Genomic DNA, 13,551 nt, shown 5'->3' on the forward strand with positions numbered 1-13,551 from the left:
GGTTGCTCACGTGTTACTCACCCGTTCGCCGCTCGAGTACCCCGAAGGGCCTTTCCGCTCGACTTGCATGTGTTAAGCACGCCGCCAGCGTTCGTCCTGAGCCAGGATCAAACTCTCCAACAAAAAAATAGTTGAACAGCATCCTGACAACAAACAAATGTTGCCAAAGGAATCCCAACCAGCCAGAAAAACTGACCAGTCCGGGGTATAAATCATAATTGGCACTGACTTTACAAGCACCCTGTTGAGTTCTCAAAGAACAACCACACACCGATCAACAAGCCCCACACCTGGGACCCAATCTCGGGGCAACCGCTCAAACCTACTTGGTCGAACTTTCATTGTCAACCTCGTGTTCGAGGTGATCAATGTGAATTCGTCCGACCCACGATGACGCACGCCGTACTCGGCGGTCGTTACTGTCGTGGGAAGCCGCAGACCGGCCGATCGCCGCTTCGCGGCTCTCTGCCCGGCTCCTGCCGGCTTCAGAACTCTACCCGGTCGGCTTCGCGTTTGCAACCCGTGTCCGGGATGTTCCGCACCGCCCGCTCCAGCCTCGCTCGGCGTCTCCGCCACGAGCCTGGGCGCCCGTTCTCGGCCGGTTCGTCCGGCCTCCCCCGTGCAGAGAGAAAGTTACGCGGACGGTCCGGAGAAGGCAAATCAGGGTTCATCACTGGTTCGGCCCGGCAGGGCGCAACGGTCTCTGCCGCAGCCGGCGACGCGGGGTGTGTCGGCGTGCCAGAGTGTCAGGCATGGATGAGTCCGGGCTCGGCGCCACCGTGTTCGCCGAGGAGGCGCTACTCGGCCTTCTCCTGCCGTTCTGGCAGGTGGTGATCGGTGCTGTCGTGCTGGTCGTGCTGGTGCTCTCGGTGGGTCGGCTGGCACGTCGCGGCCCGTCCCGGATGACCACCGCCCTGCTGGTCACCGCCGCGGCCATCGCCGGCCTGGCGGCGATCGGCGTCCTGCTGCAGGGCTGAGGGCTCACATCCGACGGTTGGCCAGGCTGGGCAGCTCGGCGCGGATCGCAGTGAGTCGGTCGAGGTCCAGGTCGACGACGGACACCCCCGGGCCGTCCGGCAACTGGGTGAGGACCGTTCCCCACGGATCGACGACCATGCTGCGCCCGAAGCAGGTGCGGTCGGGCTCGTGGTCGCCGGTCTGGCCGGCGGCCGCCACGAAGCACTGATTCTCGATCGCCCGGGCCCGCAGCAGGACCTCCCAGTGGTCCCGTCCGGTGTGCAGCATGAACGCCGCCGGGACCACCAGCAACTGGGCGCCACCGTCGGTGGCCAGCCGTCGGTACAACTCCGGAAAGCGCAGGTCGTAACAGATCGACAGGCCGACCCGGAGGCCCTCGACGTCCACCACGACGGGCTGGACACCGGCGACGACGCTCGCCGACTCGAGGTAGGAGACCCGACCGGGGATCTCCACGTCGTACAGGTGGATCTTGCGGTAGCTCGCGGCGAGGGTGCCGGACCGGTCGAACACCAGCGACGTGTTCCAGGTGTGTTCCGGGTCGGGGCCGGCCTCGTGGAACGAGCCGGCCACCAACCAGATGCCGAGTCGTCGGGCGAGCCCAGCGAAGAAGGCGCCCACCTCGCCGTCCACCGGCTCGGGCTCGGGCAGCCCCGCGGCGGGACCGAGGTAGTCGACGTACTCCGGAAGGACGGCGAGATCTGCGCCGCCGGCGGCGGCGCGTTCCAGCAGGGCCTCCGCGGCGGCCAGGTTGGCCTTTCGGTCGTCCCGGGCGTTCAGTTGGCAGACGGCGACGCGCATGCGCCCAGGGTACGGCCGCGGGCGCCGGTGCGGACAGCATCAGATGCTGGCGAGCACCAGAGCCCCCGCGGCGAAGCCGAGACCGGCGACCTGGAGCGGGCGCAGCCGTTCGCGGTCGACGGCGAGCGCGAGCAGCACGGTGCTGGCCGGGTAGAGCGCCGCGATCGCCGCGACGATGCTCAGGTGGCCACGGGCGGCGGCGGCGAGGAAGAGCGCGTTGGCGGCGCTGTCGAGCAGTCCCGCCAGCGCGGCCCAACCCAGCACCCGGGGACCCAGTCGGAGTCGCACGCCGCTGCCGACGGCGAGCGCCAGACCCAGCGCGATCGAGCTGGCCCGCACCGCCGCCACCGGCCACATGCCGGCGCCCTCACCGGCCTGGCCCAGCAGCGTGAAGAAGACGCCGAAGAGCGCGCCAGCGGCGAGTGACAGCCCCACCAGCCGTGCGGGAACCGACCGTCGGCTGCCGCCCTCCCCCAGGCTGACCAGTGCGATCGCCAGCACTGCGAGACCCGCGCCGGTGAGCGCCGCGGCGCCGGGGAAGGTCGAGGTGAACAGGCCGGCGATGATCGGAACCACGGCTGCGGTGATCGCGGTGATCGGCGCCACCACGGCCATCATCCCGCCGGCGAGCGCCCGGTAGAGGAGCATGATCCCGGCCGCCCCAGCCAGCCCGGCGAGCAGCCCCCAGGCGATGTCCGCGACCGTCGGGGTCCCGGGCACGACCAGCACCAGGACGACCAGTAGCGGAAGGCTCAGCAGCTGCGAGACCACGGTCACGGCGATCGGGTCGGCACGGCGGGACGCCTTCCCGCCGGAGAAGTCGGCGGTGCCGAACGCGACTGCCGACATCGCTGCGAGGACAATGGGGAGCATGGCACTGTCGTATCACAATAGTGACCGCGAGGGTTAGTCTGATGACCGAAGCCGGAACCGGTCGGGTGGGTGCGGTCACCGCAGCGGTGGCCCAGCAGGTACGCGACCTACGCGCCGCGCGGGGCTGGTCCTTCGAGGAACTGGCCGGCCGATCCGGGGTGAGCAAGGGCATGCTCGTGCAGATCGAGAGCGCCCGCACCAATCCCAGCGTCGGCACCCTGTGTCGCGTCGCCGACGCGTTCGGCGTCAACATCGCCCGCCTCCTGGAGCCCGGCGAGGAACGGCCCGTGAAGATCACTTCTGCCGCCGAGGCGCCGGTGCTCTGGCAGGGCGAGCACGGCGGCTCGGCCCACCTGCTCAGCGGGCTCGGCGAACCGGACCTGGTCGAGCTCTGGGACTGGCGAATAAGGCCCGGGGAGGCACACCGCTCCCCCGACCACCCACGCGGCACCCGGGAGGTGCTGCACGTGCTGACCGGCGCGGTGGTCGTCCTCGTCGACGGACAGGATCACCTCGTCCGGGCCGGCGAGACCATCGAATTCCACGCCGACCGGGAGCACGGCTATCGCAACGACGCCGACGCGCCGGCCCGGCTGATCATGGTGGCGATCACGCCGTCGGGCGAGTGGGACCGACGAACCCGCTCGCGCCGGCCACGTCAGGACTGAGCGGCCGGCGCGACGCGAGACCGATCAGGCCGACTTCTCTTCGCGGTCCCGTCGGGCCCGACGGCCGGTGAACTCGCGCGGCACGATGGTCGGGTTGACGTTTTCCAGGACCACCTCGCGGGTGATCAGCACCCGGGCGGCGTCGGGGTTGCTCGGCACCTCGAACATCGCGGAGAGCAGAACCTCCTCGATGATGGCCCGCAGGCCACGGGCACCGGTGCCCCGCAGCATCGCCTGGTCGGCGATCGCCTCCAGTGCCGGCTCGTCGAACTCCAGCTCGACGCCGTCCAGCTCGAAGAGGCGCTGGTACTGCCGGACCAGCGCGTTGCGTGGCTCGGTGAGGATCCGCACGAGGGCGCTGCGGTCCAGGCTGCGTACGTTGGTGATCACCGGCAGCCGGCCGACGAACTCGGGGATAAGCCCGAACTTGAGCATGTCTTCCGGCATGACCTGGCTGAAGATGTCATCGGTCGATCGCTCGGAGACCGACCGGAGCCGGGCACCGAACCCGGTGCCACCCTGACCCGTGCGGGACTCGATGATCTGATCCAGGCCGGCGAAGGCGCCACCACAGATGAACAGCACGTTTGTGGTGTCGATCTGGATGAACTCCTGGTGCGGGTGCTTGCGACCACCCTGCGGCGGCACGTTGGCCACCGTGCCCTCGAGCATCTTGAGCAGGGCCTGCTGCACACCTTCGCCGGAGACGTCCCGGGTGATCGACGGATTCTCCGACTTGCGGGCGATCTTGTCGACCTCGTCGATGTAGATGATGCCGGTCTCGGCGCGCTTGATGTCGTAGTCGGCGGCCTGGATCAGCTTGAGGAGGATGTTCTCCACGTCCTCGCCGACGTAGCCCGCCTCGGTCAGAGCGGTGGCGTCGGCGATGGCGAACGGGACGTTCAACATCCGAGCCAGGGTCTGCGCCAGGTGGGTCTTGCCGCATCCGGTCGGGCCGAGCAGCAGGATGTTGGACTTGGCCAGCTCGACGGCGTCATTGCCGGAGCCCGGCGCGTTGGCCGCCTCGGCCTGGATCCGCTTGTAGTGGTTGTAGACCGCGACGGCGAGGGCCTTCTTGGCCTGGTCCTGCCCGACGACGTAGTTGTCGAGGAACTGGCAGATCTCCATCGGCTTGGGAAGCTCTTCCCACTTCACCTCGCCGGACTCGGCCAGCTCCTCTTCGATGATCTCGTTGCAGAGGTCGATGCACTCGTCGCAGATGTAGACCCCGGGGCCCGCGATGAGCTTCTTCACCTGCTTCTGCGACTTGCCGCAGAAGGAGCATTTCAGTAGGTCGCCGCCGTCACCGATCCGTGCCACCTACGTTCTCCCTGCACTCATCGGCCGGAGACCCGGCCCTGACCTGCGGACGCTGCGCTTCGTCCGGCTCTCGTTTCCTGCGCCGGCCGAACCGGCGAAGCGGTACGGACCCGACGTTACCCGCTGGCGGGACATTCTCCGACCCCCAAAACGGGTGTGTCAGAGGTCGGCCGGGAACCGCACGCCCCGGCCAACCTCTGACCCGGTGTGGCTCAGCTCGTGGAGTGGGCCGCCAGCAGGCCCTTCTTACGGCTGGTCAGGATCGTGTCGACCAGCCCGTACTCCTTGGACTCCTCGGCCGTCATGATCTTGTCACGGTCGATGTCCTTGCGGACCTGCTCCATGGGCCGGTTGCAGTGCCGGGAGAGCATGTCCTCCAGCTGCGTCCGCATCCGCAGGATCTCCCGAGCCTGGATCTCGATGTCCGAGCCCTGCCCGTAGCCGCCCTCGGTGGCCGGCTGGTGAATGATGATCCGCGAGTTCGGGAGGGCCATCCGCTTACCCGGCGTGCCGGCCGACAGCAGCACCGCGGCGGCGCTGGCGGCCTGCCCGAGGCAGACCGTCTGGATGTCGGGACGGACGTACTGCATGGTGTCGTAGATCGCCGTCATCGCGGTGAACGAGCCACCCGGCGAGTTGATGTACATGATGATGTCGCGGTCCGGGTCGGTGCCCTCGAGCGTCAGCAGCTGGGCCATCACGTCGTTGGCCGAGGCGTCGTCCACCTGCACGCCGAGGAAGATGATCCGGTCCTCGAAGAGCTTGTTGTACGGGTTGGACTCCTTGACGCCGTACGACGTGCGCTCGACGAACGACGGAAGCACGTAGCGGTTGTGCACGGCCGCGAACTGGGGCGGCAAGCTCAGATCGGTCATCGTCAGCTCCTCAGCTCAGGGTCCCGGCGCCATCCGGAACCTGAGCGGCCCCGATGATCACCTTGTCGATGAAGCCGTAGTCCATGGCCTCCTGGGCGGTGAACCAACGGTCCCGGTCCGAGTCCGCCTCGATCTGCCCCTGGGCCTGGCCGGTGTGGTGCGCGACCCGCTCCTGGAACATCCGCTTCGTGTAGAGCATCTGCTCCGCCTGGATGGCGATGTCGGACGCCGTGCCGCCCAGACCACCGGACGGCTGGTGCATCATGATCCGGGCGTGCGGCAGGGCGTATCGCTTGCCCTTGGTGCCCGCGCAGAGCAGCAGCTGGCCCATCGAGGCCGCCATGCCCATCGCCACGGTCGACACGTCGTTGTCGATGAACTGCATGGTGTCGTAGATCGCCATGCCGGAGTAGACGGAGCCACCCGGCGAGTTGATCCACAGATTGATGTCGCGGTCCGGGTCCTCCGCGGCGAGCAGCAGCAGCTGCGCGCAGATGCGGTTGGCGACCTGGTCGGTCACCTCGCTGCCCAGGAAGATGATGCGCTCCTTGAGCAACCGGTTGTAGACCGAGTCGTCGAGGTTGCCAATGGTGTCGCCACCTCGGGCATCAATCGCCCGGAGCGGCTTCGCTGGGATGTGCATGTCGGTCATGGCAGCCCTTCGCTCTCCGTACCGTCTTTCCCGACACTAACCGCTGTGGGGGGCGGCAGAGTCCCGGTCGGGGCACTGTTCGCTCTCAGCGCAGCTGTGTCGGGCGCACCCGCGGCGCGGGCTTCCGGGCGTACCCCGGCAGTGCTGGCCACCCGGGCGTACGCCCGGAATGGATTCGGCCGCCGTCCACCGCTGCGCGGCGGACGGCGGCCGCACCCGACGATCAGTGCTCGTGGTTGTGCTCCGCCTCGTTGGCCGCGCGCAGCGCGTCAAGGGTGACCTCGTTGCCGGCCGAGTCCTTGATCTTGATGCGCTCCATGACGGCCGCGAGCGCCTTGCCCCGACGGACGTCACCGAAGATCGCGGCGGCCGCGCCGGAACGCACGAGCTGGTCGTAGTACTGCTGCGGGGCCATCCCGGCGCGCTGCGCCCGGTGCACGATCTCGTGACCGAACTCGTCGTCGGAGACCTGGACGTCCTCGGCATCGGCCAGAGTGTCCAGCACCAGCTGCACCTTGACGCCCTCGGTCGCGGCCTCGGTCAGCTCGGCGTCGATCTGCTCCTCGGTCTTCTCCTCGGCTGCGAGGTATTCCTCCAGGGAGGCGCCGATCCGCTCCAGCTGGTCGACCATGGCCTGCTTGCGGCTGGCCACCTCCTCGCGGACGATCCCCTCCGGCGCCGGCACGTCCGCGGCCTCGACCAGCTCCGCGAGCGCCTTGTCGCGAGCCGCGTAGATCTGCTCGACCTGCTTGCCCTGGGTGACCCGCGCCCGCAGGTCGCCGCGCAGCTCCTCGATCGTGTCGAACTCGCTCGCCATCTGGGCGAACTCGTCGTTCAGCTCCGGCAGCTCCTTCTCCTTGACCGTGCGCACGGTCACCGCCACCTCGGCGTCCCGGCCGGCGAAGTCGCCGCCGACCAGCTGCGTGGTGAAGGTGGTGTCGTCGCCGGCGGCGAGGCCGACCACGGCCTCGTCGAGGCCCGGCAGGAGCTGCTTGCTGCCCACCTCGTGGGAGATGTTGCTGGCCTGACCGCCCGGCACGTCCTCGCCGTCGACGGTGGCGTTCAGGTCGATCTGGACGTAGTCGCCCTCGGCGGCGGCCCGCTCGACGGTCTTGAGGGTGGCGAACCGCTCCCGCAGGTTCTTCACCTGCTCGTCGATCTCGCTCTCGTCGATCTGCAGCTCGTCGACGGTCACCTCGATGGTGGTGGCGTCGGGGATGGTGATCTCCGGACGGACGTCCACCTCGGCGGTGAAGTTCAGCGAGTCACCGTCGTTGAACTCGGTGATCTCGACCTCGGGACGCCCCAGCGTCTTGAGGTCGTGCTCGCGCACGGCGGCGAGGATGTTGTCCGGAATGGCGTCCTGGACCGCCTCGTTGAGGACGGTGCCCCGGCCCACCCGCTGGTCGATCACCGCGGTCGGCACCTTGCCTCGGCGGAAGCCCGGGACCTGGACCTGCGAGCCGATCTCCCGGTACGCCTTCTTGAGGCTCGGCTCGAGCTCGACGAACGGCACCTCGATGGCGAGCCGCACGCGCGTCGGGCTCAGAGTCTCGACGGTGCTCTTCACAGGCGTACTCCTTGACGGATCTCAGTTGAGTCTTGGCATGGTTTCAGCGCATCGAGTGTAGGCGAGCCGGCGTGCCGCTCCGGCAGCGCCCGGAACCGCGTGGGTTTTCCGAGCGCGCCGGTCCGCGAACAACTGTCGGGGTGGCGGGATTTGAACCCACGGCCCCTCGCTCCCAAAGCGAGTGCGCTACCAAGCTGCGCCACACCCCGTGGCGACGTGCAGTCTATGCCGTCGACGCGCCTCGGGCGGTGCCGGGGCATCCCCCTACCGGACACATCACCCGAAGGCACCCTTAACGCACACTCATGCCCCCGAGGCCGGCGTGGTGCGCAGTGGTGCGGCTGCGCGGTCGGCACCGGGATTGGGTACGCTCTCAGCACGTCCCGCACTGGCGGGGCGTACGCGGGCGTAGCTCAATGGTAGAGCTTCAGTCTTCCAAACTGACTACGCGAGTTCGATTCTCGTCGCCCGCTCCACGCACGAAGGCCCAGGTGGACCGCACGATCGCGGCACCTGGGCCCACTCGGCCAGGCCGAGTCAACGTGTCAGCGCAGGTGGAACCGTTCGTCGACCGCGAGGGCCGCCAGCTCCTGCTCGGAGAACGGCAGCTTCGTCAACCCCGGCCCGTTCTCGTCGAACCGCGCGCCCTGCGCCACGAAGACCACCACACCGTCCGGGTGCCGGTAGGCCGACCACTGGTCGAGCCGATCGTCGCCGCTCGGTTCAACCACCACGCCGACCTGCGCCGCGCCGACGGTCTCGACCTGACACCGGCCCCGCATGCCCCAGAAACTCCGGGCCAGCGCGCACGGCTCGGTCGGCAGTTGGTTGCCGGCGTCGTGCACCTCGACGAGCACGCGCCCGGTGCCCTTCCCCTTGGCCACGGCGACCGAGGACAGATAACTCCACAGGTCGACGCCGTTCACCTTGGCCTCGAACTGCGCCTCGTGGGTCCGCAGCGTTCTCTGGTCGGCGGGTTGGTTGGCCGGATCGTCCGGCGCGGTGTGGCCGGCCGGCACCACGGAGACGACCTCGTCGAGCAGGCGGGAACCCTGGTCGTACCTGGAACCGGCCCGCGCGGTCCGGTCCTCCTGGGGGCGACCGTCCGGCCCGGTCGGCCACGCCTCCTTGGTCTCCGCCGACTCCTGCGAGGTGGTCGGTGGCCCGTGACCCGCCGGTTCGTAGACACCGTCGCCCGGGGTGCCGACCGCAGCGAAGCCGGCGACCGCCAACACGACCGCCGCCGATCCGAGGGACGCCCACATCGCGCGACGGCGGAGTCGCACCCTGCGCGCCACGCCGAGCGTGACCCCCGTACTCAGTGGTGGTGGCGGGGTGGCGCCCGCCATCTCGCTACGCAGCGCGTCGCGCAACTCTTGTTCGTTCATCGCTCCCCCATCTCGATCCCGCTGTGTGTGGGTGCCAGGAGGCCACGCAACGTGTCGAGCCCGCGTGCCGCCTGGCTCTTCACCGTCCCCGGAGAGCACGCCAGCAGGGCCGCGACGTCCTCGATCGAGAGGTCCTCCCAGTACCGCAGAACCAGAACGGCCCGCTGGCGCGGTGCAACGGAGGCCAGTGCCTGGAGCAGCACCAGCCGACTCTCCGGCGAGTCGGGCGCGATGACCTGTTCGGCGTCGTCGCCCCCCACCCGTTCACGTCGCCACCAGCCGCGGCGCCGCTCGTCGAGGAATGTCCTGATCAGGATCTGGCGTACGTAGTTGTCGAGCACCTCGTGCCGCGCGACCCGGTTCCAGACCAGATAGAGCTTGACGAAGGCGGTCTGGACCAGGTCCTCGGCCCGGTGCCAGTCGCCGCACAGCAGGTACGCGGTGCCGCGCATGGCACCGGACCTCGCCGCGAAGTACTCGGCGAACGCCTCGTCGCGATCGCTCATTCATGCCTCCGATCCCCGTTTCGAGGTAGACACGCGGGGTCCAGCTCAGCGGGTTGCACCGCGTCCGTGGAACGTTCCGGACCGGGTGCCGGTTGCGTGTCGGCCCGTGGCACCCACCGATCACCTCCCTTGACAGGTGTCGATCTATGCACTGGTCTGAGAACCAGAGACATCGATGTCCGTCAGGAGGGCACATGATCGTCCGACGACGGTGGACAGCCGCCGCAACCACAGCGATCCTGATCAGCGCGGTGCTGTCCCACCCCGGTCCGGGCACCGCGGCACCCGCCGCTCCGGCCACCCCGATCACCCTGACCACCGCCGAGACCGCCCTGGTGCGGGTCCAGCTACGCGATCAGGCGCAGCTCGACCGGCTGGTCGCCGCCGGCGCCGACCTGGCCAACCGGCCGCGGGCCCGGGACGGGCGGATCCTCGCCGACCTGGTGCTCACCGGCGCCCAACTCGCCGACCTGACCGCCCAGGGTGCGACCGCCGTCCAGATCGTGCAGCGCACCGGAGACGGCAGCCGGCACTTCGCCGACAGTGTCCGCGCGGCGCAGGCCCGCACCAGGGCCGGCCTGCGCGCCCCGGCCGCCGGCCAACGGACCACCGCGGCCGCGGACACCCTCCAGGTGCAGCAGGCGTACTGGTGGACCACGGGTGGACAGACCTTCCTGCAGGCCCAGGTGGCCACCACCGCCACCGACGACCCGGACGTGGAGATCACCGTCAACTGGCGGACGGTCGACGGCGCCACCGGCTCGTTCCCGCTTTACCGCTTCGAGGACTCCGGCGAGTACCAGTACCACTACGCACTGCCCCAGCCGGTGCCGAGCCGGCCGGTCGCGCTGACCGCCACCTCCAGCCTCGGCGGGGTCAGCCGGGTGGTCACCCCGACGCTCTGGCCGGACGCCGCCCCACCGCCGCTACCGGCCGGCTACCAGAAGGACTTCATCGACGCGTACCTGACGCCGGTGGACATCCAGGCGCGGATCAAGCGGCTGGGCCGTCAGTACCGGGACCTGGTGGACGTGATCGACCTGCCGAACAAGACCCAGGGGTACCGGCGCACCGCGGTCGCGTACCTGGGCGACCCGGCGGCGGCAGCCGTGGTGGTCGAGTCGATCCGTTTCGGCGACCAGAGCATGAACGGGGTGCAGGTGCGCACGGTCGACCCGGGCCGGCCGAACCGGGCGCTGACCGTCGGCTACCGGGACCGCGTCCTCACTGTCTCGCTGGGCACCGACGGCGCCGGCAAGACGGTGAGCACCACCGACGACGTCGCGGCTGCGATCAACGCCCGCCAACCGACCCGGTTCCGGGCCAGCGTCGAGGACGGCTCGGCCGGCCTGCCCATGCCGGTCGCCGGCCCGGCCCGACTCGACGACGGCCTGCAGGGCACCGAGGTGCCGGCGCGGCCGTGGACGGTGCAGGCGCTGCGCCTCGGCGTGCACCGGGACGGTTCTCGGGTCGGGGTGCTCGCGTACTCCCAGGAGCACGCCCGGGAGTGGGCCACGCCGCTGGTGACCCTCGAGTTCGCCGAGCGGATGCTTGCCAACGCACGCACCGACCCGGCCACCCGCGAGTTGCTGGAGCAGGTCGACGTCTTCGTCATCCCGACGGTCAACCCGGACGGCGCGAACTACTCGTTCAACGACTACAACTTCCAGCGCAAGAACCTGGTCAACCACTGCACCGGGCCGACCCGCGACCCGAGGTACCGCAACTCGTGGGGCGTCGACATCAACCGCAACTACACGGTCGGGTCCTACTTCGACGGTTACGTGGGGGCCAGCGCCAACTGCCTCTCCGGCAACTACGCGGGCACGGGCGAGCTGTCCGAGCCGGAGAGCCGCAACGTGATCGCGCTCGCCCAGGCCCATCCGAACATCAGGTTCGCGATGAACGTGCACTCCTTCGGCGGGTACTTCATGTGGCCGCCGGGGGCGTACCGGGCGGACGGGCGGATCACGCTGCCCCGGCCGTCGATCGACGAGTCGACGCTGTTCCTCGACAGCGCCCGACGCATCGTCGGCGCCATCGCCCAGGAGCGGGGCACCGTCACCTGGCCGTCGCAGACCGGTCCGGTCGCGGACGTGCTCTATTCCGCCGCCGGGAACTCCGCCGACCAGCTCTACTACGAGCTGGGCATCTTCGCCTGGGACTTCGAGGTCGGCAACGACCGGTGGAACCCGGCCACCGGCGAGTGGGAGGGCGTCGGTTTCCAGCCGCCGTTCGACGAGGCCCACGGCGAGTCCCAGGAGTACGCGGGCGGGCTGGTCGAGCTGGTCCGGGTGGCCCGCGACCACGCCGCCGCCGAGGCGGCCACCGGCTGACCGGGTGGTCCCGTACCGTCGTCGGCCGCACCCGGCGACGGTACGGCTCGGCGCCCCCGTTCCCGCCGGCAACCACCGGTGACCCCCGGTGAGCCGATGGTGATCATAGATGCTGACGTGTTTTCATATCAGCACGCCTGCGTGAACCCGGGACATCGATGACTGAGCAACCCGTACCTGATCACCTGGATGTGGTTGACGTGGCAACGCAGGGCCTGAGCCGCCTGCTACGCGACGAGGATCCGGAACTGGCCCGATGGATCGAAGAGCTGGTCGCGACGCTGAAGAGCCCCCGGCAGACCACGCTGACCGGGTGGAACAGTTTCCTCGACCCCGGAGCCGACTCCACCTGAGCCGGTCGGAGTTCGCCCGGCTCGCCGACGGTCGGGCGGACCCCGCCGCTGTTCAGGGTCTGCGGCGCGCACAGCGCAACCGCACGATGCTCGTCCTCAAGAGCCTCGCCGACCGGGACGAATCCCTGTCGGCTGCGGCGCATCTGCTCGGTCACGCTCAGCACATCGACCCCGTCGCCGTCGACGAGCTGCTCGGGCATCCGTGGCTGGCCGTCTGGGCGGTCGACCGGGTCCGGCGCGCCAGCACCGTTCGACCGGAATACCTCCCCTTCGCAGCGCTCGCGGCGGCCGCCCGCGCCGGCTGGACGGAGGCGCCGGTCCCGGTGCGGGCGTACGCGGGGCTGGTGCCCGTGCCGGGGCTCGGGGTGCTGCGCCGAGGCGACGGCGTAACGGTGGTGACGCCAGCCGATCTCGCCGGACGGCGGTGGACGCCCGTCCGCCGGTGGTGTTTCACCCACCTGTCGCTCACCCTCGACCTGCGTGTCGACGACCTGGACCCCTACCGCGACTGCTTCGGCCGGCCGGTCGCCGCCCGGCTCACACCGCAGCAGGCGGCCGGCCTGGAACGTACCGTCGGACGGGCATGGCGTCTGCTGGTCGCGAGCGCACCGGGGCACGCCGCCGAGCTGGGTGCCGGGATGAACGTGTTCGTGCCACTGGCCGGCGGCGCCACGGGCGGGCACAGCGTCACCCACGCCGACGGCTTCGGGGCCTTCGCCGCCGACGTCGACCTCACCCCCGTCGAGCTGGCCGTGACGATGGTGCACGAGCTGCAGCACAGCAAGCTCAACGCCCTGCTGGGCCTGGTCCAGCTCGCCGAACGGGCCGATCCCGAGCTCTACTTCGCGCCCTGGCGGCCCGACCCCCGCCCGATCGACGGCCTGTTGCACGGCACGTACGCCTTCACCGCGGTCGCGGAGGTGTGGGCCGCGCTCCGCGCGTACCCGGGACTGGCGTCCCAGGCCACCGAGCGGTTCGCGACGGTGCGGGCGCAACTGGACCGCGCCCTGCGGGAACTCGACCGGGCCCGGAGTCTCACCTCCGCCGGGCGTCTCTGGACCGATCTCCTGGCCGGACGGATCCGACGCCTCGCTGCCGTACCCGTCCCGGTGGCGGCCGACGCGGCGGCGCGGCGGGAGGTGGCGGAGATGGAGCGGGCCCGCCAGCGAACGATCGCCGCGGGTTGAACAAACCCGCCGGCACCGGCCGGTCGTGCCACCACGCGGAACGC

13 protein-coding genes, 2 tRNA genes and 1 rRNA gene are annotated in these 13,551 nt (G+C 69.8%); 6 read left to right on the top strand and 10 right to left on the bottom strand.

The annotated features are described in order from the left end of the window. A 16S ribosomal RNA gene (locus ACLJN9_RS12770) occupies window positions 1-123 on the bottom strand; the annotation flags it as partial. Between the two features lie 629 nt (window positions 124-752). On the opposite strand from ACLJN9_RS12770, the gene ACLJN9_RS12775 reads away from it, so the two are divergent. Beyond that, entirely contained in the window at window positions 753-977 is a 225-nt protein-coding gene (locus ACLJN9_RS12775; RefSeq protein ID WP_410811461.1) for a hypothetical protein, read from the top strand. Between the two features lie 4 nt (window positions 978-981). Here the strand turns inward: ACLJN9_RS12775 and ACLJN9_RS12780 are convergent, their stop codons facing one another. After that, window positions 982-1,779 carry a carbon-nitrogen hydrolase family protein gene (locus ACLJN9_RS12780; protein ID WP_410811462.1) on the bottom strand — a complete coding sequence of 266 codons (798 nt, stop codon included), beginning with the start codon at window positions 1,777-1,779 and terminating at the stop codon, window positions 982-984. A 39-nt stretch (window positions 1,780-1,818) separates the two neighbouring features. Continuing rightward, window positions 1,819-2,652: an EamA family transporter gene (locus ACLJN9_RS12785; protein ID WP_410811463.1), complete on the bottom strand. Its 834-nt coding sequence runs from the start codon at window positions 2,650-2,652 to the stop codon at window positions 1,819-1,821. A gap of 41 nt (window positions 2,653-2,693) precedes the next feature. Here ACLJN9_RS12785 and ACLJN9_RS12790 point away from each other — a divergent pair, with 41 nt between their 5' ends. After that, on the top strand, window positions 2,694-3,320 hold the full coding sequence (locus ACLJN9_RS12790; protein WP_410811464.1) for a helix-turn-helix domain-containing protein: 627 nt from the start codon (window positions 2,694-2,696) through the stop codon (window positions 3,318-3,320). A gap of 24 nt (window positions 3,321-3,344) precedes the next feature. Here the strand turns inward: ACLJN9_RS12790 and clpX are convergent, their stop codons facing one another. From clpX to ACLJN9_RS12815, 5 genes are all read right to left on the bottom strand, one after another. Further along, window positions 3,345-4,640, bottom strand: a complete 1,296-nt coding sequence (gene clpX, locus ACLJN9_RS12795) for an ATP-dependent Clp protease ATP-binding subunit ClpX (protein ID WP_357818000.1) — start codon at window positions 4,638-4,640, stop codon at window positions 3,345-3,347. A gap of 212 nt (window positions 4,641-4,852) precedes the next feature. Beyond that, a complete protein-coding gene (locus tag ACLJN9_RS12800; RefSeq protein ID WP_410811465.1) occupies window positions 4,853-5,515 on the bottom strand; it encodes an ATP-dependent Clp protease proteolytic subunit in 663 nt (220 codons plus the stop codon). A 10-nt stretch (window positions 5,516-5,525) separates the two neighbouring features. Beyond that, window positions 5,526-6,167, bottom strand: a complete 642-nt coding sequence (locus ACLJN9_RS12805) for an ATP-dependent Clp protease proteolytic subunit (RefSeq protein ID WP_410811466.1) — start codon at window positions 6,165-6,167, stop codon at window positions 5,526-5,528. Window positions 6,168-6,390: 223 nt separating this feature from the next. Then, a complete protein-coding gene (gene tig, locus ACLJN9_RS12810; protein ID WP_410811467.1) occupies window positions 6,391-7,737 on the bottom strand; it encodes a trigger factor in 1,347 nt (448 codons plus the stop codon). A gap of 135 nt (window positions 7,738-7,872) precedes the next feature. Beyond that, a tRNA-Pro gene (locus ACLJN9_RS12815) sits at window positions 7,873-7,946 on the bottom strand. Window positions 7,947-8,139: 193 nt separating this feature from the next. On the opposite strand from ACLJN9_RS12815, the gene ACLJN9_RS12820 reads away from it, so the two are divergent. Next, window positions 8,140-8,213: transfer RNA gene (locus ACLJN9_RS12820), tRNA-Gly, on the top strand. A gap of 69 nt (window positions 8,214-8,282) precedes the next feature. Here the strand turns inward: ACLJN9_RS12820 and ACLJN9_RS12825 are convergent. Continuing rightward, the gene (locus tag ACLJN9_RS12825) at window positions 8,283-9,125 is read right to left on the bottom strand and encodes a hypothetical protein (protein ID WP_410811468.1); all 843 of its coding nucleotides are present in this window, start codon (window positions 9,123-9,125) and stop codon (window positions 8,283-8,285) included. After that, a complete protein-coding gene (locus tag ACLJN9_RS12830; protein WP_410811469.1) occupies window positions 9,122-9,631 on the bottom strand; it encodes a SigE family RNA polymerase sigma factor in 510 nt (169 codons plus the stop codon). The genes ACLJN9_RS12825 and ACLJN9_RS12830 overlap by 4 nt, the downstream gene beginning before the upstream one ends. Before the next feature lie 194 nt (window positions 9,632-9,825). Here ACLJN9_RS12830 and ACLJN9_RS12835 point away from each other — a divergent pair, with 194 nt between their 5' ends. The 3 genes from ACLJN9_RS12835 to ACLJN9_RS12845 all read left to right on the top strand — a co-directional run bounded on the left by ACLJN9_RS12835 (window position 9,826) and on the right by ACLJN9_RS12845 (window position 13,507). Then, the gene (locus ACLJN9_RS12835) at window positions 9,826-11,967 is read left to right on the top strand and encodes a M14 family zinc carboxypeptidase (protein ID WP_410811470.1); all 2,142 of its coding nucleotides are present in this window, start codon (window positions 9,826-9,828) and stop codon (window positions 11,965-11,967) included. 200 nt (window positions 11,968-12,167) lie between these two features. After that, window positions 12,168-12,320: a hypothetical protein gene (locus ACLJN9_RS12840; RefSeq protein ID WP_410811471.1), complete on the top strand. Its 153-nt coding sequence runs from the start codon at window positions 12,168-12,170 to the stop codon at window positions 12,318-12,320. Beyond that, window positions 12,281-13,507 (top strand): aKG-HExxH-type peptide beta-hydroxylase, encoded by a 1,227-nt coding sequence (locus tag ACLJN9_RS12845; protein WP_410811472.1) that lies wholly within the window; start codon window positions 12,281-12,283, stop codon window positions 13,505-13,507. Before ACLJN9_RS12840 ends, ACLJN9_RS12845 begins: the two co-directional genes overlap by 40 nt. Window positions 13,508-13,551 lie beyond the last annotated feature (44 nt).

The organism is Micromonospora sp. 067-2 (assembly GCF_046549295.1).
Classification (GTDB): Bacteria; Actinomycetota; Actinomycetes; order Mycobacteriales; family Micromonosporaceae; genus Micromonospora.